At 66.7% G+C, this 25,282-nt stretch carries 22 protein-coding genes and 7 tRNA genes; 10 read left to right on the plus strand and 19 right to left on the minus strand.

The window, feature by feature from the left end:
- Window positions 1-79: 79 nt before the first annotated feature.
- Together lplT and thiD are read left to right on the plus strand one after the other, a co-directional pair.
- On the plus strand, window positions 80-1,387 hold the full coding sequence (gene lplT, locus WS54_RS23585; protein ID WP_034207681.1) for a lysophospholipid transporter LplT: 1,308 nt from the start codon (window positions 80-82) through the stop codon (window positions 1,385-1,387).
- Window positions 1,388-1,445: 58 nt separating this feature from the next.
- Window positions 1,446-2,255, plus strand: a complete 810-nt coding sequence (gene thiD / locus WS54_RS23590; RefSeq protein WP_034207682.1) for a bifunctional hydroxymethylpyrimidine kinase/phosphomethylpyrimidine kinase — start codon at window positions 1,446-1,448, stop codon at window positions 2,253-2,255.
- An 18-nt stretch (window positions 2,256-2,273) separates the two neighbouring features.
- Here the strand turns inward: thiD and WS54_RS23595 are convergent, their stop codons facing one another.
- From WS54_RS23595 to tsaB, 4 genes are read right to left on the minus strand one after another with little or no spacing between them, the layout of a single operon-like run.
- On the minus strand, window positions 2,274-3,239 hold the full coding sequence (locus WS54_RS23595) for a DUF1853 family protein (RefSeq protein ID WP_059780837.1): 966 nt from the start codon (window positions 3,237-3,239) through the stop codon (window positions 2,274-2,276).
- Window positions 3,236-4,261 carry a uracil-DNA glycosylase gene (locus WS54_RS23600; protein WP_059781087.1) on the minus strand — a complete coding sequence of 342 codons (1,026 nt, stop codon included), beginning with the start codon at window positions 4,259-4,261 and terminating at the stop codon, window positions 3,236-3,238. The genes WS54_RS23595 and WS54_RS23600 overlap by 4 nt, the downstream gene beginning before the upstream one ends.
- Window positions 4,248-4,748, minus strand: a complete 501-nt coding sequence (rimI, locus tag WS54_RS23605) for a ribosomal protein S18-alanine N-acetyltransferase (RefSeq protein WP_034207684.1) — start codon at window positions 4,746-4,748, stop codon at window positions 4,248-4,250. Before rimI ends, WS54_RS23600 begins: the two co-directional genes overlap by 14 nt.
- On the minus strand, window positions 4,745-5,512 hold the full coding sequence (gene tsaB / locus WS54_RS23610) for a tRNA (adenosine(37)-N6)-threonylcarbamoyltransferase complex dimerization subunit type 1 TsaB (RefSeq protein WP_059780836.1): 768 nt from the start codon (window positions 5,510-5,512) through the stop codon (window positions 4,745-4,747). The genes rimI and tsaB overlap by 4 nt, the downstream gene beginning before the upstream one ends.
- Before the next feature lie 147 nt (window positions 5,513-5,659).
- On the opposite strand from tsaB, the gene WS54_RS23615 reads away from it, so the two are divergent.
- From WS54_RS23615 to aceA, 3 genes are all read left to right on the plus strand, one after another.
- Window positions 5,660-5,929 carry an acyl-CoA-binding protein gene (locus WS54_RS23615; RefSeq protein WP_034207686.1) on the plus strand — a complete coding sequence of 90 codons (270 nt, stop codon included), beginning with the start codon at window positions 5,660-5,662 and terminating at the stop codon, window positions 5,927-5,929.
- 357 nt (window positions 5,930-6,286) lie between these two features.
- A complete protein-coding gene (locus WS54_RS23620; protein ID WP_059780835.1) occupies window positions 6,287-7,828 on the plus strand; it encodes a DEAD/DEAH box helicase in 1,542 nt (513 codons plus the stop codon).
- Between the two features lie 400 nt (window positions 7,829-8,228).
- Window positions 8,229-9,536 (plus strand): isocitrate lyase, encoded by a 1,308-nt coding sequence (gene aceA, locus WS54_RS23625; RefSeq protein ID WP_012328776.1) that lies wholly within the window; start codon window positions 8,229-8,231, stop codon window positions 9,534-9,536.
- A 210-nt stretch (window positions 9,537-9,746) separates the two neighbouring features.
- Here the strand turns inward: aceA and WS54_RS23630 are convergent, their stop codons facing one another.
- A complete protein-coding gene (locus WS54_RS23630) occupies window positions 9,747-10,181 on the minus strand; it encodes a universal stress protein (RefSeq protein ID WP_034207688.1) in 435 nt (144 codons plus the stop codon).
- Between the two features lie 156 nt (window positions 10,182-10,337).
- Complete coding sequence (locus WS54_RS23635; protein WP_059780834.1) at window positions 10,338-11,243, minus strand: LysR family transcriptional regulator; 906 nt, start codon at window positions 11,241-11,243, stop codon at window positions 10,338-10,340.
- Between the two features lie 155 nt (window positions 11,244-11,398).
- On the opposite strand from WS54_RS23635, the gene WS54_RS23640 reads away from it, so the two are divergent.
- From WS54_RS23640 to WS54_RS23650, 3 genes are all read left to right on the plus strand, one after another.
- Window positions 11,399-12,160, plus strand: a complete 762-nt coding sequence (locus WS54_RS23640; RefSeq protein WP_034207690.1) for a haloacid dehalogenase type II — start codon at window positions 11,399-11,401, stop codon at window positions 12,158-12,160.
- Window positions 12,161-12,225: 65 nt separating this feature from the next.
- The gene (gene aceB / locus WS54_RS23645; protein ID WP_034207691.1) at window positions 12,226-13,818 is read left to right on the plus strand and encodes a malate synthase A; all 1,593 of its coding nucleotides are present in this window, start codon (window positions 12,226-12,228) and stop codon (window positions 13,816-13,818) included.
- A 131-nt stretch (window positions 13,819-13,949) separates the two neighbouring features.
- Window positions 13,950-15,310 (plus strand): IS3 family transposase gene (locus tag WS54_RS23650; RefSeq protein ID WP_108041851.1). Its coding sequence is split into 2 segments (ribosomal slippage): window positions 13,950-14,424 and window positions 14,424-15,310, totalling 1,362 coding nucleotides; the frame shifts between segments, so codons are not numbered across the junction.
- Between the two features lie 91 nt (window positions 15,311-15,401).
- Here the strand turns inward: WS54_RS23650 and WS54_RS23655 are convergent.
- Window positions 15,402-15,815: a gamma-glutamylcyclotransferase family protein gene (locus WS54_RS23655; protein WP_034207692.1), complete on the minus strand. Its 414-nt coding sequence runs from the start codon at window positions 15,813-15,815 to the stop codon at window positions 15,402-15,404.
- A 269-nt stretch (window positions 15,816-16,084) separates the two neighbouring features.
- Here WS54_RS23655 and WS54_RS23660 point away from each other — a divergent pair, with 269 nt between their 5' ends.
- A complete protein-coding gene (locus tag WS54_RS23660) occupies window positions 16,085-16,966 on the plus strand; it encodes an AraC family transcriptional regulator (RefSeq protein WP_059782354.1) in 882 nt (293 codons plus the stop codon).
- A gap of 25 nt (window positions 16,967-16,991) precedes the next feature.
- Here WS54_RS23660 and WS54_RS23665 read toward each other — a convergent pair whose 3' ends face one another.
- From WS54_RS23665 to gltX, 9 genes are all read right to left on the minus strand, one after another.
- Window positions 16,992-17,456: a GNAT family N-acetyltransferase gene (locus WS54_RS23665; RefSeq protein ID WP_034207694.1), complete on the minus strand. Its 465-nt coding sequence runs from the start codon at window positions 17,454-17,456 to the stop codon at window positions 16,992-16,994.
- Between the two features lie 350 nt (window positions 17,457-17,806).
- A tRNA-Asp gene (locus tag WS54_RS23675) sits at window positions 17,807-17,883 on the minus strand.
- A gap of 73 nt (window positions 17,884-17,956) precedes the next feature.
- A tRNA-Glu gene (locus WS54_RS23680) sits at window positions 17,957-18,032 on the minus strand.
- A 64-nt stretch (window positions 18,033-18,096) separates the two neighbouring features.
- A tRNA-Asp gene (locus WS54_RS23685) sits at window positions 18,097-18,173 on the minus strand.
- A gap of 80 nt (window positions 18,174-18,253) precedes the next feature.
- Window positions 18,254-18,329, minus strand: a tRNA-Glu gene (locus tag WS54_RS23690).
- Window positions 18,330-18,392: 63 nt separating this feature from the next.
- Window positions 18,393-18,469, minus strand: a tRNA-Asp gene (locus WS54_RS23695).
- 77 nt (window positions 18,470-18,546) lie between these two features.
- A tRNA-Glu gene (locus tag WS54_RS23700) sits at window positions 18,547-18,622 on the minus strand.
- Window positions 18,623-18,759: 137 nt separating this feature from the next.
- Window positions 18,760-18,835: transfer RNA gene (locus tag WS54_RS23705), tRNA-Ala, on the minus strand.
- A 129-nt stretch (window positions 18,836-18,964) separates the two neighbouring features.
- A complete protein-coding gene (gene gltX / locus WS54_RS23710; protein WP_059782904.1) occupies window positions 18,965-20,374 on the minus strand; it encodes a glutamate--tRNA ligase in 1,410 nt (469 codons plus the stop codon).
- A gap of 275 nt (window positions 20,375-20,649) precedes the next feature.
- Here gltX and WS54_RS23715 point away from each other — a divergent pair, with 275 nt between their 5' ends.
- A complete protein-coding gene (locus WS54_RS23715) occupies window positions 20,650-21,567 on the plus strand; it encodes a patatin-like phospholipase family protein (RefSeq protein ID WP_034207696.1) in 918 nt (305 codons plus the stop codon).
- Window positions 21,568-21,718: 151 nt separating this feature from the next.
- Here the strand turns inward: WS54_RS23715 and WS54_RS23720 are convergent, their stop codons facing one another.
- The 3 genes from WS54_RS23720 to WS54_RS23730 all read right to left on the minus strand — a co-directional run bounded on the left by WS54_RS23720 (window position 21,719) and on the right by WS54_RS23730 (window position 25,238).
- Window positions 21,719-22,393 (minus strand): C40 family peptidase, encoded by a 675-nt coding sequence (locus tag WS54_RS23720; RefSeq protein ID WP_034207697.1) that lies wholly within the window; start codon window positions 22,391-22,393, stop codon window positions 21,719-21,721.
- A gap of 128 nt (window positions 22,394-22,521) precedes the next feature.
- Window positions 22,522-24,144, minus strand: a complete 1,623-nt coding sequence (locus tag WS54_RS23725; RefSeq protein ID WP_059782906.1) for an ABC transporter ATP-binding protein — start codon at window positions 24,142-24,144, stop codon at window positions 22,522-22,524.
- Entirely contained in the window at window positions 24,141-25,238 is a 1,098-nt protein-coding gene (locus tag WS54_RS23730) for an ABC transporter permease (RefSeq protein ID WP_059782909.1), read from the minus strand. Before WS54_RS23730 ends, WS54_RS23725 begins: the two co-directional genes overlap by 4 nt.
- Between the last annotated feature and the right edge of the window lie 44 nt (window positions 25,239-25,282).

Here is a 25,282-nt window from a genome sequence, read left to right on the forward strand (position 1 = left end):
CCCATTTCGAACGGAATAAGCCGATCGCATACCAGGCGGCCTACGCGGCCCTGCCGCAGCGACGAAAGCATCGCATCAGATGAAAAAAGGTTTTTACACCATCATGGCCGCGCAGTTTTTCTCGTCGCTGGCCGACAATGCGCTTCTCATCGCCGCCATCGCCCTGCTGAAAGACCTCCACGCCCCCAACTGGATGACACCGCTGCTGAAGCTGTTCTTCGTGTTGTCGTACGTGGTGTTGGCGGCGTATGTCGGTGCGTTCGCGGATTCGCGCCCGAAGGGCCGCGTGATGTTCATCACCAACTCGATCAAGGTAGTCGGCTGCATGATCATGCTGTTCGGCGCCCACCCGCTGATCGCATACGGGATCGTCGGCTTCGGCGCGGCGGCCTACTCGCCCGCCAAGTACGGGATTCTCACCGAACTGCTGCCGGCCGACCGGCTGGTCGCCGCGAACGGCTGGATCGAAGGCACGACCGTCAGCTCGATCATCCTCGGCACCGTGCTCGGCGGCGCGCTGATCAGCCCGCACATCGCATCGCACGTGATCGCGCACACGCCCGACTGGATCGGCACGCCCGCCGAAGCCGCGATGGCGATCATCATGGCGATCTACGTGATCGCCGCGCTGTTCAACCTGCGCATTCCCGACACGGGCGCCCGCTATCCGAAGCAGGAACGCGGCCCGGTCAAGTTGCTCACCGATTTCGCCGACTGCTTCATGGTGCTCTGGCGCGACAAGCTCGGCCAGATTTCGCTCGCGGTCACCACGCTGTTCTGGGGGGCCGGCGCGACGCTGCAGTTCATCGTGCTGAAATGGGCCGAGGTGTCGCTCAACATGTCGCTGTCCGAAGGCGCGATCCTGCAGGCCGTGGTCGCGGTCGGCGTCGCGGGCGGCGCGATCGCCGCCGCCGCCCGGATTCCGCTGAAGAAGTCGCTGACCGTGCTGCCCGTCGGCATCGTCATGGGCATCGCGGTGATGCTGATGGCGTTCTACACGCGCGACCTGTTCCCGTCGCACTGGGCCGTGCACTTCGGCCACCTGCGCCTGCCGTTCTACCTGATCGTCGCCTACGTCTTCCTGATCGGCGTCGGCGCGCTGTCCGGCTACTTCGTCGTGCCGATGAACGCGCTGCTGCAGCATCGCGGCCACGTGCTGCTGTCGGCCGGCCATTCGATCGCGGTGCAGAACTTCAACGAGAACCTGTCGGTGCTCGTGATGCTGTGCCTGTATGCGGTGCTCGTGTGGCTCGACGTGCCGGTCGGCGTCGTGATCGTGCTGTTCGGCACGTTCGTCTGCCTGACGATGTGGCTCGTGATGCGCCGCCACCAGGCGAACCAGCGTCAGTTCGACTCGGTCGCGCTGATCGGCGAATCGCGGCACTGACGCTACACTCTCCGTTTTCGTCCGCCGGCGCCGGTCCTCGAACCGGCACGTTGCCCTCATGACGCACCCGATACCCAACATCCTGACGATCGCCGGCTCCGATTCGGGCGGCGGCGCAGGCATCCAGGCCGACCTGAAGACGTTTTCCGCGCTCGGCGCGTATGGCGCGAGCGCGATCACCGCGCTGACCGCGCAGAACACGCGCGGCGTGACGGGCGTGCACGCGCCGGACGCCGCCTTCGTGACCGCGCAACTCGACGCGGTGTTCGACGACATCCGCATCGATGCGGTCAAGATCGGGATGCTCGCCAACGCGGCGATCGTGCACGCGGTGGCCGACGCGCTGCGCCGTTACGCGCCGCGTTTCGTCGTGCTCGACACGGTGATGATCTCGAAGAGCGCCCACGCGCTGCTCGCGCCCGATGCCGTCGACGCGCTGCGCGACACGCTGCTGCCGCTCGCGACGGTCGTCACGCCGAACCTGCCCGAAGCGGCCGCACTATTGAACGATGCGCCCGCGTCCACCGAAGACGACATGGTCCGGCAAGGCCAGGCGTTGCTGCAAACGGGCGCGCGCGCCGTGTTGATGAAGGGCGGCCACCTGCCCGACGCGTCCGCGAGCCCCGACTGGCTCGTCGAAGCGACACGCACCGTGCGGCTCGAAGGCGCGCGCTTGCCGGTCGGCAACACGCACGGCACCGGCTGCACGCTGTCGTCGGCGATCGCCGCGCTGCTGCCGCAGCAGCCCGATCTGGAAAGCGCGGTACGCGACGCCAAGACCTACCTGACCGGCGCGATCGCCGCGAGCGGCCACCTCGACGTCGGCCACGGCGTCGGCCCGGTCCATCACTTTCATCGCTGGTGGTAAGCGCGGGCTGACGCGGCGTCAGCGATCCTGCGCCGCGAACGCCTGCGCGCGCCCCGGCCAGTCGTCGGGCACGACGAAACCGCGCGCCGTCTCGCGCCACGTGCCGTCGGCACCCTTTTCATGGATACAGATCAGGTCGGGCGCCTGGCGCGCCGCCAGCACGGGCGGCAGTTCTAGTGCGCTCGCCAGCGGCTCGGGCTGGACACCCGCGCCGGCGGCGGCACGCCGCGGCGCCAGCCATGCCAGCCTCGGCAACACGCTCCATGCCGCGCCGTCACGCTGCGCGGCCGCCCACGCCGGCCACTGCGCGTGCGTCAACCAGAAACCGCGCGGGTGATCCGGCGCGATTTCGGCGGACACCGGCGAGACCGGTGCGCCGTACGGATGGAACAGCCAACCCTTGACGAACATCTGCGCGTCGGACGGCGCGCCGTAGCCGAGCCGGGCAAAGCCGTCGTGTTCGCCGAGCCGCAACTGGTGATCGAGCAGCCGGCTGCGCTTGCGGTCGAACCGATCGACGAGATTGGGGCCGACGAAGTCGGCGAGCGACGCGCCGTCGCGCACCGGCGCGCACAGATAGCACTTCACCGCGAGCTCCCAGTGCAGGCGCCGGCCATCCGGCGCGTCGACGAGAAAGTCGACTTCGCCGAGCGTGCGGCCGTTGCTGCGCAGCGGCAGATTGGCCGCGACGAGCCGCAGCGACGGCCCGTGCGTCAGAAAATACTCGAGCAGGCATTCGGCGTAGCGTCCGAGCCGGGTGGGCCGAAACCCGTCGAGCGCGCGATGCAGCGGCTCGGGCCGCGCATCGAGCGCGGCGAGCCACCCTTCGACGGCCGCTTGCCCGGCCGCATCCGGCCATGGGTGGGCGAGCGGTGCGCCCGGCACCGCGGTGAGCAGGCTCGGGCTGGCCAGCAGCCAGCCCAGGTCGCGCACCGCGACGTCATGCAGCGTATCGACGAACGCGCACGCCGCGCCGGTCGTCATTGCCCGGTCGGGCCGTTCGCGTCGGCGCCTTCCGCACGCCGGAACGTGTCGCGCGCGAGGCACAGGTCGGCCCACGCCTTGGACTTGTCCTGCAGGCTGCGCAACAGGTAGGCCGGGTGGTAAGTGACGATCACCGGCACGCCCTCGTACGCATGCACGCGGCCGCGCAGCGACGCGATGCTCGCGTCCGTCTTCAGCAGCGTCTGCGCGGCAAAACGGCCGAGCGCGACGATCAGCTTCGGTCTCACGAGCGCGACCTGGCGCTGCAGATAAGGCTCGCAGCTCGCGACCTCGTCCGGCTCCGGGTTGCGGTTGCCGGGCGGCCGGCACTTGATCACGTTCGCGATGTACACGTTGTCGCCGCGCTTGAGCGACAGCGACTGCAGCATGTTGTCGAGCAGCTTGCCGGCCTGGCCGACGAACGGCTCGCCCTGCTTGTCCTCGTTCTCGCCCGGCGCTTCGCCGATCAGCATCCAGTCCGCTTCGCGGTCGCCTACGCCGAACACGGTGTTGGTCCGCTTCTCGCACAGACGGCACAGCGTGCAGTCCGCCACGCGCGCGGCCAGGGCATCCCAGTCGAGCGCGGCGACCGGTGTGCCGGCGGGACGCGATTCGGCGGGCGGCACGCCATCGCCCGGCGGCGCCGCGTCGAACCATGCGAAATCGTCGTCCCCGGCGGGCGACGTATCAGCCTTCGGCGGCACCGTATCGGACAATGCGGCCGAATCGGACGGCACAGCCTGCGCGGGCGGGCGATCGCCATCGACGACACCGTGCGCCGGCGCCCGCGACTCGCGAGCCGGCAAGCCACCGGCAGCGCCACGCGCGACGGCCGCTGGCGCGTCGTCCTGCTCCGGCGCACGCGCCGGCCGATCGGCCGCGACGACGGAACCGACGTCGGCCGTCGCGGTTGCCGCGACGGCAGGCGCGTCGGCTGCCGCGCCCTCGCCCGCGCGTTGCCCGCGCCGTACCCAGATCTGCGCGAGGCCCAGTTCCTCGAGCGCCGCTTCAGCCCACGCCATGCGCATCCCCCTCGTCCTTGTTCAGCGTCAGACGCATCACGATCGCGTCCTCCCGGCTGCGATGCTTCGCCGGATAGTAGTTCTTGCGCCGGCCGATCGTCACGAAGCCGAAGCGCTCGTACAGACGAATCGCGCGCGGATTGGACGGCCGCACCTCGAGCAGCACGCCGTCGAGCCGCTCCGCGCGCGAAATGCGCACCGCCTCGCGCAGCAGCGCGAGGCCCGCGCCCGCATGTTGCGCGGCCGGCGCGACGCACAGGTTCAGCAAATGCATCTCGTCGATCACGGGCATCAGCACGCAATAGCCGACGAGCGACCCGGTCACGTGCCGCAGGCACACGCCCAGATAGCCGTTGCGCAACGAATCCTCGAAATTGCCGCGGCTCCACGGGAATTCGTACGCGACGCGCTCGATCGCGACGACCTCGTCGAGATCGGCGTCCGTCATCGGCGCCAGATAGCGGTCGCTCAACAGGACACCCGTCATCCGTTCGCTCCGCCCGTCTGCGCGGCCCGTGCCGCGATGCGCTCGGCCGTGGTCTGCGCGACCTTGTCGCGCACGTATTCGGGCGCGGCCTGGTCGGCCGGCACCGCACGCCCCGCGCGGAACGCGCGCAGCGCGGCATGCGCGACCGCCAGCGCATGCGGCAGCGCGTCGCCGTCGATCGCGGCGGCCCGTGCGGCGGCCGGCAATTGCGCGCCGAACGCCGCGGCCGCATTGCCGGCGAGGACGAACGGCGCGTCGGGTACGCCGACGGCACCCGGTGCGTCGAGCGACGCCGGATGCACTGTGCGCCAGTCGCCGGCGCCGTCGTCCCACGCGAAATCCGCCCAGTAGGCTTCGTCCATCCGTGCGTCGAGCGCGGCGAGCACGCGGACCGTGCCGGGCGCGCGCAGCCGCGCGTGCTCGGCGCACGCGAGCAGCGTGCCGATCGGCACGACCGGCAGCCCGCTCCCGAATGCGAGGCCCTGGGTAATGCCGGTCGCGGTCCGCAGGCCCGTGAACGAGCCGGGGCCCGCGCCGAACGCGATCGCGTCGCAATCGGCGAGCGTCAGCCCGGATTCGGCGAAGAGTTCCTGGATCGCCGGCAGCACGCGCGTGCTCGATACGGCGCCCGTCGGCTCGTGACGGACCCAGGTTTGCGGGGTGGAAACGGCGTCATCGGCCGGGGCCGAGCGCAGCAGCGCGACCGAGCAGTATTCGGTCGACGTATCGATGGCGAGGAGCACTGTTTGCGTCATGGCCGACATTGTAATGCGCCGCCCCGCTCCCACGGGCGATCGGGTCCGATCTGTGCGCACGCGCGGCGCCGGCCGCGGTTTGGAAGGATCGCTCGACCCCGCGCGACGGCCCGCTTGTTAAGATCGGCCGATCTGAAACCCTTACGGAGACACCCGATGAGCGAACTCACCGCCCGATTCGACCAGGCCCAGATCGACGTCAAGCAACTGACGGAACGGCCGGGCAACCTGACCCTGCTGCGCCTGTACGCGCTCTTCAAGCAGGCGACCGACGGCGATGCGCACGGCGACAAGCCCGGCTTCACCGACATCGTCGGCAAATACAAATACGATGCGTGGGACGCACTGAAGGGCACGTCGCAGGATGCGGCGAAGCAGCAGTACATCGAACTCGTCGAATCGCTGAAAAACGGCACGGCGTCCTGACCGGATCGCCCGCGCCGCAATCGGCAATCAAATCAGTGGCGCAGCGCAGCAAATTTCTCTATAATGCGGCCTGCGTCACCTCCCGCGCTCGGCTCGCAAGCCGTTCCGGCCCGACGCCTCGTAGCGTTAAGCTCCAATCCGGTTTAGAACCTGTCCCCTCCTGCTTCGACCCTTGCGGTCGTCAACTAGGCTGGCGGTCCCGCTCCTGAAGCGCGCCGCACCCAAAACAGCTTCTAATGCCTCATCCGCCGACGGTTCGGCGGATTGCACCCGTTTCCCGATTTGCTCGCTGAATCCGACGACTTGGGTATGCGCGATTGGCGCCGACGTTTCACCCACTGTGTTTCAAGGATTGTTATGACTTCGAGCATCAACTCCAGCCCGCTCAACGCGATCGCCGACCAGGCGCTCGGTCTCGACGCCGCCGCACCGGCCGCAGTCGAACCGGCGTCGGGCGAGCCGAGCTTCGCGTCGCTCGGGTTGTCGCCGGAGATCGTCTCCGCGCTGCAGGCCGCCGGCTACGTGAAGCCGACGCCGGTGCAGCAGCGCGCGATTCCGGCCGGCATCGCCGGCCGCGACCTGCTGGTGTCGAGCCCGACCGGTTCGGGCAAGACGGCCGCATTCATGCTGCCCGCGATCGAACGTTTCGCACAGCTCCAGAAGACGCAGGCGCAGCAGCCGCGCGCGCCGCGCGAACCGAACCAGGGCGACCGCCGCGTGCGCCGCCCGCAACCCGTCGCGCGCCCGGGCCTGCTCGTGCTGACGCCGACCCGCGAACTCGCGATGCAGGTCACGACGGCCGCGTCGACGTACGGCAAGCATCTGAAGCGCCTGCGCACGGTCAGCATCCTCGGCGGCGTCGCCTACGGCCAGCAGCTGATGCTGCTCGCGAAGAACCCGGAAATCCTGGTCGCCACGCCGGGCCGCCTGCTCGATCACCTCGAGCGCGGCCGCATCGACCTGTCGGAACTGAAGATGCTCGTGCTCGACGAAGCCGACCGCATGCTCGACATGGGCTTCATCGAGGACATCGAAACGATCGTCGCCGCCACGCCGGAATCGCGCCAGACGATGCTGTTCTCGGCCACGCTCGACGGCAAGATCGGTTCGCTGACGAGCCGCCTGTTGAAGGACCCGGAGCGCATCGAGATCCAGCAGCGCCTGGAATCGCGCGCGAACATCGCGCAGACCGTCCATTACGTCGACGACCGCGACCACAAGGATCGCCTGCTCGATCACCTGCTGCGCGACGACGCGCTCGACCAGGCGATCATCTTCACGGCGACCAAGATCGACGCCGACCAGCTCGCCGGCCGTCTGGCCGACGCAGGCTTCGAATCGGCCGCGCTGCACGGCGACCTGCCGCAAGGCGCGCGTAACCGCACGATCCGTGCGCTGCGCGAGCGCCGCGTGCGCGTGCTGGTGGCCACCGACGTCGCGGCCCGCGGCATCGACATCCCGGGCATCACGCACGTGTTCAACTACGACCTGCCGAAGTTCGCGGAAGACTACGTGCACCGTATCGGCCGTACCGGTCGCGCGGGCCGTTCGGGTATCGCGGTGAGCCTCGTGCATCATGCCGAGCAAGGCGCGCTCAAGCGCATCGAGCGCTTCGTGCGCTCGCCGCTGCCGGTCAACGTGATCGAAGGTTTCGAGCCGCGCAAGGCTCCCCCGCGCAACGGCGGCAACGGCGGCCGCGGCCGTCCGGGCGGCGGCAACGGCGGTCGTCGTTTCGGCGGCAAGCCGGGCGGCGGTTATGGCGGCAACGGCAACGGCCGCAGCTACGGCGGCGGCAATGGCGGCGGCTGGAGCGGCAAGCCGGGCGGCAGCCGCGACGGCGGCCCGCGTCGCGACGGTCAGCGCAGCGGCGGCCCGCGCCGCAGCAATTCGGCCTCGTAAGACAAGCACACACGGGCGGCCGGCGGCCGCCCTGCGGATCGGCCACCCGGCCGTCCAGCCAACCGGCGCGTCCACGCCGGTTTTTTTTCGTCTCGCCGTCAATTTCACGATGCGGAAAATTTTTTTGCGTCGTAAAAAATCATGCTGCAAGGCACAAGGCGCACGATTGCGGGATAGGAAAACGCATTTCTTATCTCGAAATCAACTTGGCAAGCTATTGATTAAAAACAACTAAAAAATTCCTCGCTTCCCGAGACAGCCCCTGTTTCGCTCCCTCCGATTTGCCTAGACTCTTATACAAGACTTCGCGAAACGGCATGCACCGCTTCCCCGCTTCGCGAACGGCATCACCACCGTCAGATTCGGCCCGTTACGCCTATACCGCATCAAGGAGCTCATCATGTCGCGTCAGCAACAAGCACAGGAACTGCAGCAGCAATGGGAAACCGATCCGCGCTGGAAGGGTATCAAGCGCAGCTACTTGGCTGAAGACGTCGTCCGCCTGCGCGGCTCGATCCCGATCGAGCACACGCTGGCCAAGCGCGGCGCGGAAAAACTGTGGAGCCTCATCAACAACGAGCCATTCGTCAACGCACTCGGCGCGCTGACCGGCAACCAGGCGATGCAGCAGGTGAAGGCCGGCCTGAAGGCCATCTACCTGTCCGGCTGGCAAGTGGCCGGCGACGCGAACGTCGCGGGCGAAATGTACCCGGACCAGTCGCTGTACCCGGCAAACTCGGTGCCGCTCGTCGTGAAGCGCATCAACAACACGCTGACGCGCGCCGACCAGATCCAATGGTCGGAAGGCAAGAACCCGGGCGACGAAGGCTACGTCGATTTCTTCGCGCCGATCGTCGCCGATGCGGAAGCCGGTTTCGGCGGCGTGCTCAATGCGTTCGAACTGATGAAGGCGATGATCGAGGCCGGCGCATCGGGCGTCCACTTCGAGGATCAGCTCGCGTCGGTGAAGAAGTGCGGCCACATGGGCGGCAAGGTGCTCGTGCCGACGCGCGAAGCCGTCGCGAAGCTGTCGGCCGCGCGTCTCGCGGCCGACGTGATGGGTACGCCGACCGTGCTGGTGGCCCGCACCGACGCGGAAGCGGCCGACCTGATCACGTCCGACGTCGACGACAACGACAAGCCGTTCCTGACGGGCGAGCGCACGGTGGAAGGCTTCTTCCGCACGAAGCCGGGCCTCGAACAGGCAGTCTCGCGCGGCCTCGCGTACGCACCGTACGCGGACCTGATCTGGTGCGAAACGGGCAAGCCCGATCTCGAATACGCGAAGAAGTTCGCGGAAGCGATCCACAAGCAGTTCCCGGGCAAGCTGCTGTCGTACAACTGCTCGCCGTCGTTCAACTGGAAGAAGAACCTCGACGACGCGACGATCGCGAAGTTCCAGAAGGAGCTCGGCGCGATGGGTTACAAGTTCCAGTTCATCACGCTGGCCGGCTTCCATGCGCTGAACTACTCGATGTTCAACCTCGCGCACGGCTATGCGCGCACGCAGATGAGCGCGTTCGTCGAACTGCAGCAGGCGGAGTTCGCGGCAGCCGACAAGGGCTTCACGGCCGTCAAGCACCAGCGCGAGGTCGGCACCGGCTACTTCGACGCGGTGACGCAGACGGTCGAACGCGAAGCGTCGACGACCGCGCTGCATGGGTCGACCGAGGACGAACAGTTCTTCGACGGCAAGAAGGTCGCGTAACACGCGCGGGCGTGACGCCGATGCCGCCGCGTCTCGCGACGCCGCGGCATCGGCCACCGGACAACAATCAGGGAGGAGACGGCAGGCGCGCGAGTCCCATTGCGCGACCGGCCGCGCGGCCTGCGGGCCGCCAGCAACGATGCGCGCCGGCTTCGTCCGGCGCGCCCTTTTTTCGGCGGTGCAGCCGGCCCGGCCACGGCCGGCGCCGCCCTACCGATAGACGATCACCGGAATTTTCGTATGGGTCAGCACGCGCTGCGTCTCGCTGCCGATCAGCAGGCTGCCGAGCCCGCGGCGTCCGTGGGACGCCATGAAGATCACGTCGCACCCGCCGCGCTCGGCCGCCTCGATGATGCCGAGATACGGCGACGGATGCACGCTCGTCCACGTGTCGCACGCGACCCCGGCCGCCTTCGCGGCCGCTTCCACCTCCTCGAGATGCGCACGCGCCTCGCGCTCGCTGCGCGCGCGGAAATCGGCGGGCGGCTCGATGATCACTTCGGAAAACGGCGAGTACGGGTATTGCGGCAGGCACGCGTAAGCCGTCACGCGCGCGCCGACCGCACGAGCCAGGTCGATCGCACCGTCGATCGCCTTCTTCGACAGTTCGGAACCGTCGGTTGGAACGAGGATGTGCCGGAACATCGCGCCCTCCTTCGTCAATCGCATGCGCGCCGCGGCGCCAGCCGAGCCGGCCGCGACACGGCGCGCATGCCTCTAACGATTGTAGTGTGCGAAATCGCGCTCACTGCATCGCCAGCGGGTTCGCCCTCATATCGGAAACGCGCGGGCGGGCGTCGCCTACTCGCCCCAATAGCCGGGCCGCTCGTACGTGTGCTTCAGGTAATCGAGAAACAGGCGCACCCGCAGCGGCAGATGCCGGCGCTGCGGAAACACCGCATGGATGCCGATCGGCGGCGCGGCGAACGCGTCGAGCACGCTGACGAGCCGGCCGGCCGCGACGTCCTCGCCGACTTCCCACCACGAGCGCCACGCGAGCCCGTGGCCTGCGAGGCACCACTCGTGCAGCACCGCGCCGTCCGAGCATTCCATCGTGCCGTTCACGCGAATCGACACGACCTTGTCGCCCTCCTGGAACGACCAGCCGCGCTGCTGGTTCGCATTCGCCGCGAGCGCGAGGCAGTTGTGGCGAGCGAGTTCCGCGAGCGTGGCGGGCGTGCCGCGCCGCGCGAGATACGCGGGGGACGCGACGCACACGCGGCGGTTCTCGCCGAGTTTCAGCGACACCAGCGACGAATCGGGCAGCTCGCCGAGCCGCACCGCGCAATCGAAGCCCTCGTTGACGAGGTCGACCATCCGGTCGGACAGGTCGAGCGTAACCGACACGTCCGGGTGTCCGACGCTGAATTCGGGCACGAGTGGCGCGACATGGCGCCGGCCGAAGCCGGCCGGCGCGGAAATCCGCAGGTGGCCGCTCGCCTTGACGCCGCCGGCGGACACGCTCGCCTCCGCGTTCTGCATGTCGTTGATGATGCGCTGGCAGTCCTCCAGGAACGCCGAACCCTCGAACGTCAGCGTGAGCTTGCGCGTCGTGCGCACCAGGAGCTTCACGCCGAGCCGCTCCTCGAGCGCGTCGAGGCGGCGGCCGATGATCGCCGGCGCGACGCCTTCCGCGTGCGCGGCCGCCGACAGGCTGCCTTTCGCCGCGACCGCGGCGAACGTTTCGATCTGTTTGAACCGGTCCATGACTCTCGCGAGGGCGGCGTCGCCGCCCCTCAAATAGCTTGAGCCGCCAAGATTAGGTATATGAAAGTAAAAGATCAAGTGATGATTAGCGTCTTTTTTAGCACCTTCGATCACGAATAGAATCGATCCGACCTCTGAAACTGGAGCGCAAGGCTATGTCGGCCACAACGACACTCTCCTCTCCCGACGCCATCCTCTTCGACGCATTCGGCACGTTGTTCGACGTGCGCGCCGTGCTGGCCGCGGCAGAGCAGATGTTTCCCGGTCACGGGGAGCGGCTGTCGCAGCTGTGGCGACGCAAGCAGATCGAATACTCGCAGTTGCGCACGCTCGCCGACCCGGCCGGCGCCCGCTATCGCCCGTTCCGGGACATCACGCTCGATGCGCTGCGGTTCGCCGCGCGCCGGCTCGGGCTCGCGCTGAACGGCGCGGCCGAGAAGCGGCTGATGGACGAATACGCGTGCCTGTCCACCTATCCCGACACGGTGCCCGCGCTGCGCAAGCTGCGCGCGCTCGAGCCGCGCCCGCCGCTCGCGATCCTGTCGAACGGCACCCCGCAAATGCTCGACATCGCGATCAAGAGCGCCGGCATGTCCGGGCTGTTCGATCGCGTGCTGTCGGCCGACACCGTGCGCGCGTACAAGCCGAGCCCGGCCGCCTACGCGCTCGGCACCGCCGCGTTCGGACCGAACCCGCGCGACATCGTGTTCGTGTCGTCGAACGCATGGGACGTCGCCGGCGCCACCTGGTTCGGCTACACGACGTTCTGGCTCAACCGCACGGGCGCGCCCGCCGAGGAACTCGGCGCGCCGCCCGACGGCACGGGCACCGGCATGGCCGACCTGCTCGCCTTCCTCGCCACCCCGGCTCCGTCCGGCAGACCCGCAAACCGCACGCGCCCCGGCCCGGGTGCATGACGTTCGCCGCTGCCGCCTTCCCCCTTCACCGAAACCGCAACTGACCGACCAAGGAGATGAGACTCATGAGCACCCCGATCACGCTGCCGCAAGGCATGACGATCACCGGCGAAATCAAGCCGGGTTACGAAGCCATCCTGACGCCCGACGCGCTGGCACTCGTCGCGGCGCTGCACCGTACGTTCGAATCGCGCCGCCAGGCGCTGCTGCAGGCGCGCGTCGAGCGCACGAAACGCCTCGACGCAGGCGAGCGCCCCGACTTCCTGGCCGAGACGAAGGCGATTCGCGAAGGCGACTGGACGGTCGCGCCGCTGCCGGCCGACCTGCAATGCCGGCGGGTCGAGATCACGGGCCCCGTCGAGCGCAAGATGATCATCAACGCGCTGAACTCGGGCGCCGATTCGTACATGACGGACTTCGAGGATTCGAACGCGCCGAGCTGGACGAACCAGATCGACGGCCAGATCAACCTGAAGGACGCGGTGCGCCGCACGATCTCGCTCGAACAGAACGGCAAGTCGTACAAGCTGAACGACAAGGTCGCGACGCTGATCGTGCGTCCGCGCGGCTGGCACCTCGACGAGAAGCACGTGACGGTCGACGGCCAGCGCGTGTCCGGCGGCATCTTCGATTTCGCGCTGTTCCTGTTCCACAACGCGAAGGAACTGATCGCGCGCGGCTCGGGCCCGTACTTCTACCTGCCGAAGATGGAAAGCCATCTCGAGGCCCGGCTGTGGAACGACATCTTCGTCGCCGCGCAGGAAGCGATCGGCGTGCCGCGCGGCACGATCCGCGCGACGGTGCTGATCGAGACGATCCTCGCCGCGTTCGAGATGGACGAGATCCTGTACGAACTGCGCGAACACAGCTCGGGCCTGAACGCCGGCCGCTGGGACTACATCTTCTCGGCGATCAAGAAGTTCAAGAACGATCGCGACTTCTGCCTGGCCGACCGTTCGAAGATCACGATGACGGTGCCGTTCATGCGTGCGTACGCGCTGCTGCTGCTGAAGACCTGCCACAAGCGCAACGCGCCGGCGATCGGCGGGATGAGCGCGCTGATCCCGATCAAGAACGATCCGGAAGCGAACGACAAGGCGATGGGCGGCGTGCGCTCGGACAAGCAGCGCGACGCGACCGACGGCTACGACGGCGGCTGGGTCGCGCACCCGGGCCTCGTGCCGATCGCGATGGAAGAGTTCGTCAAGGTGCTCGGCGACAAGCCGAATCAGATCGCGAAGCAACGCGACGACGTGCAGGTCGAAGGCCGGAACCTGCTCGACTTCCAGCCGGAAGCGCCGATCACCGAAGCCGGCCTGCGCAACAACATCAACGTCGGGATCCACTACCTCGGCGCGTGGCTCGACGGCAACGGCTGCGTGCCGATCCACAACCTGATGGAAGACGCGGCCACGGCCGAGATTTCCCGCTCGCAGGTCTGGCAATGGATCCGCTCGCCGAAGGGCGTGCTCGACGACGGCCGCAAGGTCACGGCCGAGCTCGTGCGTGAATTCGCGAAAATCGAACTCGACAACGTGAAGCGCTCGGTCGGCGGCAACACGCAGCCGTACGAGCGCGCGGCGGCGATCTTCGAGCAGATGTCGACGTCGGAAGGCTTCACCGAATTCCTGACGCTGCCGCTGTACGAGGAAATCTGACGACGCTGCCGTTGCGTCGCCGGCCGGCCACGCCGTGCCGGCGGTCGCATGCGACGGCGGCACGAAAAAAGCGCCCCGCGTGAACTGCACCCCAAAAGTTGGATGCGAATCCAACCTGTGGGGTGTTTTTCATGGCGAAGTACGACGAGAAATTTAAGCGAGAAGTGGTGAGGCGTTACGCACCTGGCCGATACGGCTACAAGAGCATCGCTCGGGAGTTTGGCTTGCATCCCGGGACGGTACAGCGCTGGGTATCAAGCTATGAGCAGCATGGGGCTGCCGGGCTGCGCAAGAAATACAGCCGATACAGTGCGGCATTCAAGCTCAGGGTGCTGCGCAGGATGTGGCGCGATCAGTTGTCTTATCGTCAGGTCGCGGCACTGTTTAACCTTCGAGGCAGGGATGCCGTAAGCGGATGGGAACGCCAGTATCATGAAGGTGGTCTGGGCGCATTGGCGCCCAAGCCCAAAGGACGCCCGAGAAAAATGCCGACGCCGATACCGCCCGCCAAGCCGACAGATGTTGAGACCAAGGACACGCTTACGCGTGAAGCACTACTCGCGGAACTCAAATATCTGCGCGCGGAGGTGGCGTACCTAAAAAAATGGAATGCCTTGGTTCAGGCCAAAGAGGCCGCTGCGCAGAAAAAGCGCAGTTAGTGCTTGAACTGAGGCAAGACCACGATTTATCGGACCTGCTGAGGGCTGCCGGACTAGCTCGCAGCACGTTCTACTATCAAGCCAAAGTGCAGATGGCCGGCGATAAGTACGCCAACCTGAAAGTGCGCATCCGGCAAATCTACGAACGCCACAAGGGCCGCTATGGCTACCGGCGTGTGACGGCCGAACTGCGCCGGGCGGGACAAGCGATCAATCACAAGACCGTGCAGCGCTTGATGCAAGTACTTGGGTTGAAATCCCTAGTGCGGCCCAAGAAGTATCGCTCCTACCGCGGGGAACGGGCTCAGGTGCCGAATCGGCTGGAAAGGCAATTCCGCGCCGAACGGCCGAATCAGAAGTGGGTTACCGACGTGACGGAGTTCAATGTACAGGGCGACAAACTTTATCTCTCCCCGGTTATGGATCTCTATAACGGGGAGATCATCGCTTATGAGACGCAGAGACGCCCGCATTTCAGACTCGTGGGGAACATGCTCAAGAAGGCCCTGGTCAAGCTGACTCCACTGGATGCACCGCTTCTCCATTCCGATCAGGGCTGGCAGTACCAGATGCCGGCGTATCGACGGCAGCTCGCAGCTCGCGGCTTAACCCAAAGCATGTCTCGCAAAGGCAACTGCCTGGACAACGCCGCGATGGAAAGCTTCTTTGGGACGCTGAAGGCGGAGTTCTTCTATCTGAACAAGTTCGCCAGCATCGAGCAGCTTCGAGACGGCTTGCGCCAATACATCCACTACTACAATCACCAACGCATCAAGACCAAACTAAAAGGGCTGAGTCCCGTGCAGTACAGGACCCAGCCCTCATCGGCTTAACCGCCCGTTCCGACCATCCAACTTATTGGGGTCAGTTCACGCGGGGCGCTTTCTTTTTTACGGCTGTCCCGCCGCCCCCCCGCAGGCAAGCTCAGGCGGCTTCCTGCTCGCGCCGGTACTGAACCCAGTCGCCGGACGCGATGCGCGGGCGCCCGGCCGCCGCATGCGCGGCAACCGGATAATACAGGCACGCGTACTGCCGGCCGCCGAGCTCGACGGTCACCTCTTCCGGTTTGAACAATGAGTCGACGCCCGGATAGACGCGCTCGATCTCGTCGAGCACCGGGACGAGTTGCTCGTCGACCTCGTAGACGTCGCCCCAGACCAGCGACTTGCCGGCCGGCCCGGCGAGCATGCCCGGGTAGGTGCCGAAATCGTACAGCTCGCCCGGCAGCGCGGCCGCGCCCAGCAGCGTCGGCGCGGCGATTCCGTGGCGGGCGGCCGCCTGGCCGATGTCGTTGGCCTGTCCGGCTCTCAAGGTGCCATAGACGAATACGTGGCGCATCGTGGTTCTCCTCTTCGATTCGTGTGTTGCCGTGTTCGCATGCGATCGGTGTGCGATTGGCGTGCCATTGCGCACGCATCGATAGACCGCGATACCGCCCCGATGGTTCGAACCGCCGGGGGCGCGCGACCGCGGGCGGTCGCCCCGGATTCGCCGGTGCCCACACAAAGTTCATTTGAACCCGGCATGATGACCCGAAAAACCGCCGCATGCGCTTATGCGGCGCCTTCTAAAATAACGGCATCGCCGCCGCGCTGCCCGAACCGTTCATGAATCCGCCCGCCCAAGCCGACGTATCGAACCCGTACGACGTCATCGACATCCCGCCGGAATTCGCGCCGACGGCCGTCCATCCGATGCGGGTACGCGCACGGCAGGTCGATGCCGGCCGCCGCATTCCGCTGCACACGCATGCATGGGCGCAGCTCGCGTACGCGTCGCGCGGCGTGCTGCGCGTCGCGACGACCGGCACGACCTGGATGGTGCCGCCGTCCCGTGCGATCTGGGTGCCGCCGCACGTGTCGCACGAGGTCGTGATCGTCGAAGAGGCCTATTTGCGCACGCTGTATATCGACGAGTCGATCGTGCCGGGCGGGCTCGACGCATGCCGAGTCGTCGAGGTGACGGGGCTGCTGCGCGAACTGATCGTCGCACTCGATGCACGCGACCTGAGCGCCGCGCGCGAGCGCCTGCTGTGCGGGCTCGTGCTCGACGAGCTGAGTCATGCCGAACCGTTGCCGCTCGCGGTGCCGATGCCCGACGAGAAACGGCTGCGGCTGCTGTGCGAATCGGTGCTCGCACACCCCGCGCACGCGGAGTCGCTCGAGCATTGGGCGAGCGAGGTCGGCGCGAGCACGCGCACGATATCGCGGCTCTTCAAGCAGGAACTGGGCGTGAGTTTTTCGCAGTGGCGCCAGCAGGCGCTGCTCGCGCGGGCGATCCCGCTGCTGAACCAGGGGCGCCCGCTGTCGCATATCGCGCGTGAGCTCGGCTACCAGAGCCAGAGCGCGTTCTCGGCCATGTTCCGTCGTGCGTTCGGCGAAAGCCCGCGCGCGTTCATGCTGCGCGGCTACGAGCATCGAGGCCCGGACGGCGCCGCCGCGGACAGCGAAACGCCAGACGACGACGGCGCGATCGACACGGCCCGCTGATCGCCCGCTCCGGCGCGTCGGACCGTCAGACCGGCCGCACCATGTGGCGGATCGAGCCGAGTTGCGCGAGCCGCGGCCCGGTGACCCGGTAGCCCATGCGCAGGTACAAATGCGCGGCGGGATTGTCGACGAACACGCGCAACTGCAGTTCGTGCAGCCCGCGCGCACGCGCCCAGCGATGCGACATCTCGAGCAGGTAGGTACCGGCGCCCTGCCCCCGATGGCCGGCTGCGATCTGCACGTCGCGGATATGCAGCGAATCGCCCTCCTCGGTCACGCGCAGCACGCCGATGCGCTCGCCGTCGGCCTCGAGGATGAAGTTCTCGGATTCGCGCCAGCTTGCATAGAACAGATCGCTGCGCCACACGAGCCCATGGCGCTTGTAGTAGCCGCCCATGTTGCCGTGCGTCAACGCTTCGGCATACGGAAAATCGCCGGGCTCCGCGGGCCGGAGCTGATACAGGAGTCGCAGGTCGGTCGGATCGAGCATCGCGCAGGAGTCGGAAACACATCCCCGCCACGATAGCGCAGTCGCATGCGGATGCAATCGCGAATTTCTCGTAGGGCCGCGACATCCGATGCAGCACGCGGCATGGCGGCACGCGCGCTCGGAGGTGCAAGCGAAAAAGCCCGCACGAGGCGGGCTTTTTCATTTTCTGGCGGAGCGGACGGGACTCGCCTACCTGCCGCAGGCCGCGGCTGCGCTTGCAAGCGCAGCCCTTCGAGTCCCGCCGGAAGCCGCGCAGGCGGCTTCCTCCGCCCCGCAGTCACGTGCCCGCTTGCGGGCACGACGAGCGATACCAATGAAAAAGCCCGCACAAGGCGGGCTTTTTCATTTTCTGGCGGAGCGGACGGGACTCGAACCCGCGACCCCCGGCGTGACAGGCCGGTATTCTAACCGACTGAACTACCGCTCCAGTCTTGCTGCTTGCCTGGCAGGCGTCGGTTACTTCCTGCCGGCGCGTCGTTTGTTCGAACGACGCCGAAATCTGGCGTCCCCTAGGGGATTCGAACCCCTGTACTCACCGTGAAAGGGTGATGTCCTAGGCCTCTAGACGAAGGGGACAACGTACTGCTTACATCCTTAACGAGAAAGCCCGTTCAAAAACGCTTTTGAACGGGCTTCGTTCTGGCGGAGCGGACGGGGCTCGAACCCGCGACCCCCGGCGTGACAGGCCGGTATTCTAACCAACTGAACTACCGCTCCAGCTTTTCTGCACCACCGCCCGCAGGATCTCGTCACGTTCCTGCACGCGTTGCGGCACTTCTACGAAACGCCGCTGAATCTGGCGTCCCCTAGGGGATTCGAACCCCTGTACTCACCGTGAAAGGGTGATGTCCTAGGCCTCTAGACGAAGGGGACAACGTACTGCTTACATCTTTAATACAAAAGCCCGCTCAAAAACGTCTTGAACGGGCTTCGTTCTGGCGGAGCGGACGGGACTCGAACCCGCGACCCCCGGCGTGACAGGCCGGTATTCTAACCGACTGAACTACCGCTCCAGCTTTCTTACCCAACCCGCAGGACGTCGGTTACGTTCCTGCAAGCCTGCGACACTTCTACGAAACGCCGCTGAATTTGGCGTCCCCTAGGGGATTCGAACCCCTGTACTCACCGTGAAAGGGTGATGTCCTAGGCCTCTAGACGAAGGGGACAAAATCTTTTCAGATTCGTCTGACTTTCGCTATTTACTTTCATTCAACAGCGAAGGCCGAAATTCTAACTGCTTTTAATCATTTTGTGAAGCATTTATTACTACCGCTGCTTCGCAAATCAATCCAGCTTGTTCTGTTGGTGGAGGTAAGCGGGATCGAACCGCTGACCTCTTGCATGCCATGCAAGCGCTCTCCCAGCTGAGCTATACCCCCTTGCAGAACAGAAATGAGATTATATGGACCGATTTCGAACTTGTAAATACCCTTTTTACGATTCGCGCGAAATTTTTTGCGAAGCGGTCCGTTCGCTCATCCGCGGACCACTTCGCGCGCGCAAGAACGTCAGGCCAGCGCGGCCTCGATGCGCGACACCACGACGTCGCGGCCGAACAGCACGAGCACCGCATCGATCGACGGCGTGTGCGTCGTGCCCGCCACCAGCAGACGTACCGGCATCGCGAGCTGCGGCATCTTCAGCTTGTGCGCGGCGAGCGTCGCCTTCAACGCGGCGGACACCGCCTCCTTCGTCCAGTCGGCCGCCTTCAGCGCGACGACGAGATCGGCCAGCGCCGGCCGCACCGTATCGGTCACGTGCTGCGCGAGCGCATCGGCGTCGGGCGCCGGCACGCGGTAGAACATCGTCGCGCCTTCCGCGATTTCCTTGACCGTCGTCGCACGATCCTTCATCAGGCCGATCACCGCGTCGAGCGCGGGGCCCGTCGCGATCGCCGCGTCGTCGATGCCGAGCGCGTCGAGGAACGGCTTCGCGAGTTCGGCGAGGCGCGCGTTGTCGGCTTCCTTGATGTAATGCGCGTTCAGCCAGCTCAGCTTGCTGTGGTCGTACTGCGCGGGCGACTTGCCGAGATGCTCGAGATCGAACCATTCGACGAACTGCTCGCGCGAGAAGATCTCGGCGTCGCCGTGCGACCAGCCGAGCCGCGCGAGATAGTTGACGACGGCCTCGGGCAGGAAGCCCGCGTCGCGGTACGCCATCACGCTCATCGCGCCATGCCGCTTGCTCATCTTCTCGCCCTGCTCGTTCAGCACGGTCGGCAGGTGCGCATAGACGGGCGGCTCGCCGCCGAGTGCATTCAGGATGTTGATCTGGCGCGGCGTGTTGTTCACGTGGTCGTCGCCGCGGATCACGTGCGTGATGCCCATGTCCATGTCGTCCACCACCACGCAGAAGTTGTAGATCGGCGTGCCGTCCGGGCGCGCGATCACGAGGTCGTCGAGCTCCTCGTTCGAGATCTCGACACGCCCCTTCACCGCGTCGTCCCACACGACCGTGCCCGTCAGCGGATTGCGAAAGCGCAGCACCGGCTTCACGCCGGCCGGCGGCTCCGGCAGCACCTTGCCGGGCTCCGGACGCCACGTGCCGTCGTAGCGCGGCTTCAGGCCGGCTTCGCGCTGGCGTTCGCGCAGCGCGTCGAGCTCCTCGGCCGACATGTAGCACGGGTACGCGAGGCCCTTCTCGAGCATCTGCGCGAGCACTTCGCGATAGCGGTCCATGCGCTGCATCTGGTAGATCGGGCCTTCGTCGAAATCCAGCCCGAGCCATTGCATCCCTTCGAGGATCGCATCGACCGCTTCCTGCGACGAGCGCTCGACGTCGGTATCCTCGATGCGCAGCACGAACGTGCCTTTCATCTTGCGGGCGAACGCCCACGGATAGAGTGCGGAGCGGATGTTGCCGAGGTGGATGAAGCCGGTGGGACTCGGCGCAAAGCGGGTACGGACAGGACGGGTCATAAACGGTAACTCGAACGCCAGGGGCGCATGAATGATTCGACGCGGGACGACGGCAGCCCCGACAGCAACGGAGCCGGCGACGCCCGGAACGGGAAAGAAGCCGGAATTATACTCGCGCCGGACATCGCGCCAAGCGCACCGCTTGCTTTATGATGTGCGCGCCGCGGCCGCCAGCCGGCCCGGCGCCGGCCGCCCGGAACCCGCTGCGCGGCCGCTCGCAACCTATCGCCGCCGCGGGCGTGTAACCCGCCGCCAAGCCGCCGGAGAACCATTCGATGTCGTCCCCTCGCCTGTCGCGCCGCCACTTCACGATCGCGTGCGCGTCCGCCAGCCTCGCCGCCTGCACGTCCTTCGGCGACAAGTCTCGTCCCGGCACGGCCCTGCCGCAGGAGAAGCCCGTCAAGATCGGCATCGCGCTCGGCGGCGGCGCCGCGCGCGGCTTCTCGCACATCGGCGTGCTGAAGGCGCTCGAGGCGCGCGGCATTCCGGTCGAAATCGTCGCCGGGACGAGCGCGGGCTCGGTGGTCGGCGCGCTCTACGCGTCCGGCATGAGCGCGCTGCAGATCAACAAGATCGCGCTCGACATGGACCAGGCGTCGATCAGCGACTGGGCGCTGCCGTTTCGCTCGCGCGGCCTGCTGCAAGGCGTCGCGCTGCAGAACTTCCTGAACAAGACGCTCAACAACCGGCCGATCGAGAAGATGGCGAAGCCGCTCGGCATCGTCGCGACGGACCTGCAAAGCGGCCAGCCGATCCTGTTCCAGCAAGGCAATACCGGGCTCGCGGTACGCGCGTCGTGCAGCGTGCCGTCGGTGTTCGAGCCGGTGAAGATCGGCAATCGCGAATACGTGGACGGCGGCCTGGTGAGCCCGGTACCGGCGTCGTTCGCGCGCAAGATGGGGGCGAGCTTCGTGATCGCGGTCGACATCTCGGCCCGGCCGGACGGCGCGGCGACCAACAACCCGATCGAGATGCTGCTGCAGACCTTCACGATCATGGGCCAGACGATCAAGACCTACGAGCTCGACAAGTATGCGGACGTCGTGATTCGCCCGAACCTCGCGGCGATGGGCGGCAGCGACTTCAACCAGCGCAACGCGGCGATCCTCGCGGGCGAGGAAGCGGTCGCGCGCATCATGCCGGAACTGCAGCGCAAGCTCGCGGCGGCGCGTGGCGTGGCTGCCACCGCGTAAGCCGCAATAGCGGGGGCGCGTCGCCGGCCGCTTCCCCGCTGGCCGGCGGAACGACTTGCGCGTCGTTGGCGCCGCCGCCCCTAAACCAAAAAACCCTGCCGCCTTTCGGTGACAGGGTTTTTTATCGTCCGGCCCGACTGCCCGGCAAACGTCAGTTGTTGCCGTTCGCCGAATCGTCGCCGATCGTCGCGCGCACGCGCTGACGCAGATCTTCGGGCTTCATCGGGAATTCCGATTCGATCCGGCGCGCGCCGGTGAAACGCTTTTCCCAGTAGCCGCTATCGAGATCGTCGACGCGAACGGTGCTGCCCGTCGACGGCGAATGCACGAACTTGTTGTCGCCGATGTAGATGCCGACGTGCGAGAACGTGCGGCGCATCGTGTTGAAGAACACGAGATCGCCCGGCTTCAGGTTGCTCATGCTCACCTTCTCGCCGACGCGGCTCATTTCTTCCGCGCGACGCGGCAGCGACATGCCGAGCGTGTCCTGGAACACGTAGCGCACGAAGCCGCTGCAGTCGAGGCCCGAATCCGGCGAGTTGCCGCCCCAGCGATATCGCACGCCGATCATGTTCAGCGCGCCGACCACCACGTCGCCCGCCTTGCCCGCCATGCCGGCAAGGAACGACTTCGCGCCGCCGCTCGACGGCTGTGCGCTGGTCTGCTGGAGGGAGGCACCCGACCCGATCTGAGTCGAATTGGTGACATTCTGGTTAAAACTGCTGACTTCGTCGGCGAACGCGCCGGGAGCTGCTGCGAACAGGGCGCCGATGAATAGCCCGGCGATGGTGCGCGCGCATGCCTGGGTCAGGGATCGATGCTGCATTGGTCGATGGAATGTGCTTAAAAATCAGCTGATTGGCGGAAAATTTCGGTCGATACTAGCCAGCGCGTAATCGTTTGTCAAAACAAATTAATAAATACAATCGAGATGGTCAGACCATTGGACGCCTATCACGCTTTCCAGACCGCTTTCAACAGCTTTTGTGTGTAAGGATGTGACGGTCTGGTGAAGATGTCGGACACCTCCCCCGACTCGACGACGGCGCCGTCCTGCATCACCGCGACGCGGTGCGCCATCGCGCCGATCACCTCCAGGTCGTGGCTGATGAACACGTAGCCGAGGTTGTATTTCTGTTGCAAATTCGCGAGCAGCTTCAGCACCTGCTGCTGGATCGACACGTCGAGCGCCGACGTCGGCTCGTCGAGGATCAGGATGCGCGGCTCCAGCACGAGCGCGCGCGCGATCGCGATCCGCTGGCGCTGGCCGCCCGAGAATTCGTGCGGATAACGGTGCAGCACCGTACGGTCGAGGCCGACTTCGCGCAGCACCGCGAGCGACTTCGCGCGGCGGGCGTCGGGCGTCATGTCCGGGCGATGCAGCGCGAGCCCTTCGCCGACGATCCGCTCGATCGTGTGACGCGGCGAAAGCGAACTGAACGGATCCTGAAAGACCACCTGCATGTTCGAGCGCAACGCGGTCCGTTCGCGGCCGCGATAGGCCGACAGCGCGCGCCCCTGGAATTCGATCTCGCCGCCGGCCGTCTTCTGCAGCCCCAGCAGCGCCATCGCGAGCGTCGATTTCCCCGATCCCGATTCGCCGACGATGCCGAGCGTTTCGCCCTGCCGCACCGACACCGACACGTCCGCGACGGCCGTCACCGGCACCGTGCCGAACCAGCCCGCGAAACCCGGCCGCTTGCGCGCGAACCGTACGCTCACGTGGCGCGCGTCGAGCACGACGGGCGCGATCGGCATCACCGGCGTGACCGCGCGTTGCGGCCGGCTGTTCAGCAACCGCTGCGTATACGGATGCTCGGGCGCCGCGAAGATCCGCTCGACGGGCCCGCTCTCGACGAGCCGACCGCGCTCCATCACCGCGACGCGCTGCGCGAAGTGCCGCACGAGATTCAGGTCGTGCGTGATCAGCAGGATCGACATCCCGCGTTTTTCCGCTTCGTCGCGCTGCAACTCCAGCAGCAGGTCGACGATCTGCGCGCGGATCGTCACGTCGAGCGCGGTAGTCGGCTCGTCGGCCAGCAGCAGGCGCGGCCGGCACGCGAGCGCCATCGCGATCATCGCGCGCTGCCGCTGGCCGCCCGACAACTGATGCGGGTAGCTGTCGACGCGCTTCTCGGGCTCCGCGATGCCGGTGCGCGCGAGCAACGCGATCGCGCGCTTGCGCGCTTCCACCGCCGATACGCCGTCGTGCAGCACGATCGTCTCGCCGATCTGCACGCCGATCGTATACAGCGGGTTGAGCGCCGTCATCGGCTCCTGGAAGATCATCGCGATGTCCGAGCCGCGCAGCCCGCGCATCTCGCGCTCGCTCTTGCTTGCCAGATCCTGCCCCGCGAAGCGGATCGCGCCGCCGACTTCGGCGTCGCGCAGCAACCGCAGGATCGACAACGCGGTCACGCTCTTGCCGGAGCCCGACTCGCCGACGAGCGCGACCCGCTCGCCGCGCCCGATCGCGAGCGTCACGTCGTCGACGGCCACCGTGTCGCCGAAGCGCACGTGCAGATGCTCGAGCGACAGCAGCGGTTCGTCCACCTTCGATACGGCTGCGTCGCTCATCGCTGGCCTCCCGCGGCGCGCATCGAGTCGGCGATCCGCGTGTCGAGCGCGTTGCGCAGTGCATCGCCCATGAAGGTCAGCAGCAGCAGCGTCGCGACCAGCACGCCGAACGTCGACAGCGAGATCCACCACGCGTCGAGGTTGCCCTTGCCCTGCGCGAGCAGCTCGCCGAGGCTCGGCGTCGGCGGCGGCACGCCGAGCCCGAGGAAGTCCAGGCTCGTCAGCGCGAGGATCGAGCCGCTCATCCGGAACGGCAGGAACGTGATCACGGGCGTGAGACTGTTCGGCAGCACGTGGCGCCAGATGATCTGCCCGTTCGTGAGCCCCATCGCTCGCGCCGCGCGCACATAGTCCTGCGTGCGGTTGCGCAGGAATTCCGCGCGCACGTAGTCGGCGAGGCCGATCCAGCCGAACAGCGACAGCAGCACGATCAGCAACAGGAAGCTCGGCTCGAAGATCGACGCGAAGATGATCAGCAGGTACAGCTCGGGCAGCGAGCTCCAGATCTCGATCAGCCGCTGCCCGACGATGTCGATGCGTCCGCCGAAGAAGCCCTGTACGGCGCCCGCGGCGATGCCGAGCAGCGTGCCGATCACGGTCAGGATCAGCCCGAATTCGACCGACACGCGGAACCCGTACACGAGCCGCGCGAGCAGGTCGCGGCCCTGCGCATCGGTGCCGAGCCAGTTCTCGCGCGACGGCGGCGCCGGGTTCGGCACGGTCGAGAAGTAGTTCAGCGTGTCGTAGGAGTAGCGGTTCGGCGGGTACACGACGAAGTTGCCGGGCGCCTCGAGCCGCTTGCGCACATACGGATCGAGATAGTCGGCCGGCGTCGGGAAATCGCCGCCGAAGGTCGTCTCCGGGTACGCATGGAACATCGGGAAATAGGTCTGGCCGTCGTAGCGCACGACGAGCGGCTTGTCGTTCGACCACAGCGGCGCCGCGAGGCTCGCGGCAAAGGCCACGACGAAGATCACGAAGCTCCAGTAGCCGAGGCGCTGCTGCCTGAAGCGCTGCCACACGCGGCGGGCGGGCGACGGCGACACGCGCGCCCGCGCGGCGTCGATACGGGAAGAGGCGACGGCCCGGTTCATCGCGCACCTCGCCCGCCGGCGCCGGGCATGCGAATGGCTCGTTT

It is taken from the genome of Burkholderia sp. NRF60-BP8, assembly GCF_001522585.2.
GTDB lineage: Bacteria > Pseudomonadota > Gammaproteobacteria > Burkholderiales > Burkholderiaceae > Burkholderia.

What these genes read in the sequence shown, in the direction of transcription:
- WS54_RS23715 (WP_034207696.1), top strand. Translation starts at nt 20,650, where the DNA reads ATGTCGTCCCCTCGCCTGTCGCGCCGCCACTTCACGATCGCGTGCGCG.
- WS54_RS23595 (WP_059780837.1), bottom strand. Translation starts at nt 3,239, where the DNA reads ATGACGACCGGCGCGGCGTGCGCGTTCGTCGATACGCTGCATGACGTC.
- WS54_RS23660 (WP_059782354.1), top strand. Translation starts at nt 16,085, where the DNA reads ATGAATCCGCCCGCCCAAGCCGACGTATCGAACCCGTACGACGTCATC.
- gltX (WP_059782904.1), bottom strand. Translation starts at nt 20,374, where the DNA reads ATGACCCGTCCTGTCCGTACCCGCTTTGCGCCGAGTCCCACCGGCTTC.
- WS54_RS23635 (WP_059780834.1), bottom strand. Translation starts at nt 11,243, where the DNA reads ATGGACCGGTTCAAACAGATCGAAACGTTCGCCGCGGTCGCGGCGAAA.
- WS54_RS23640 (WP_034207690.1), top strand. Translation starts at nt 11,399, where the DNA reads ATGTCGGCCACAACGACACTCTCCTCTCCCGACGCCATCCTCTTCGAC.
- WS54_RS23720 (WP_034207697.1), bottom strand. Translation starts at nt 22,393, where the DNA reads ATGCAGCATCGATCCCTGACCCAGGCATGCGCGCGCACCATCGCCGGG.
- WS54_RS23600 (WP_059781087.1), bottom strand. Translation starts at nt 4,261, where the DNA reads ATGGCGTGGGCTGAAGCGGCGCTCGAGGAACTGGGCCTCGCGCAGATC.
- aceB (WP_034207691.1), top strand. Translation starts at nt 12,226, where the DNA reads ATGAGCACCCCGATCACGCTGCCGCAAGGCATGACGATCACCGGCGAA.
- aceA (WP_012328776.1), top strand. Translation starts at nt 8,229, where the DNA reads ATGTCGCGTCAGCAACAAGCACAGGAACTGCAGCAGCAATGGGAAACC.
- thiD (WP_034207682.1), top strand. Translation starts at nt 1,446, where the DNA reads ATGACGCACCCGATACCCAACATCCTGACGATCGCCGGCTCCGATTCG.
- WS54_RS23630 (WP_034207688.1), bottom strand. Translation starts at nt 10,181, where the DNA reads ATGTTCCGGCACATCCTCGTTCCAACCGACGGTTCCGAACTGTCGAAG.
- WS54_RS23620 (WP_059780835.1), top strand. Translation starts at nt 6,287, where the DNA reads ATGACTTCGAGCATCAACTCCAGCCCGCTCAACGCGATCGCCGACCAG.
- tsaB (WP_059780836.1), bottom strand. Translation starts at nt 5,512, where the DNA reads ATGTCGGCCATGACGCAAACAGTGCTCCTCGCCATCGATACGTCGACC.
- WS54_RS23665 (WP_034207694.1), bottom strand. Translation starts at nt 17,456, where the DNA reads ATGCTCGATCCGACCGACCTGCGACTCCTGTATCAGCTCCGGCCCGCG.
- WS54_RS23655 (WP_034207692.1), bottom strand. Translation starts at nt 15,815, where the DNA reads ATGCGCCACGTATTCGTCTATGGCACCTTGAGAGCCGGACAGGCCAAC.
- WS54_RS23615 (WP_034207686.1), top strand. Translation starts at nt 5,660, where the DNA reads ATGAGCGAACTCACCGCCCGATTCGACCAGGCCCAGATCGACGTCAAG.
- WS54_RS23725 (WP_059782906.1), bottom strand. Translation starts at nt 24,144, where the DNA reads ATGAGCGACGCAGCCGTATCGAAGGTGGACGAACCGCTGCTGTCGCTC.
- rimI (WP_034207684.1), bottom strand. Translation starts at nt 4,748, where the DNA reads ATGACGGGTGTCCTGTTGAGCGACCGCTATCTGGCGCCGATGACGGAC.
- lplT (WP_034207681.1), top strand. Translation starts at nt 80, where the DNA reads ATGAAAAAAGGTTTTTACACCATCATGGCCGCGCAGTTTTTCTCGTCG.
- WS54_RS23730 (WP_059782909.1), bottom strand. Translation starts at nt 25,238, where the DNA reads ATGAACCGGGCCGTCGCCTCTTCCCGTATCGACGCCGCGCGGGCGCGC.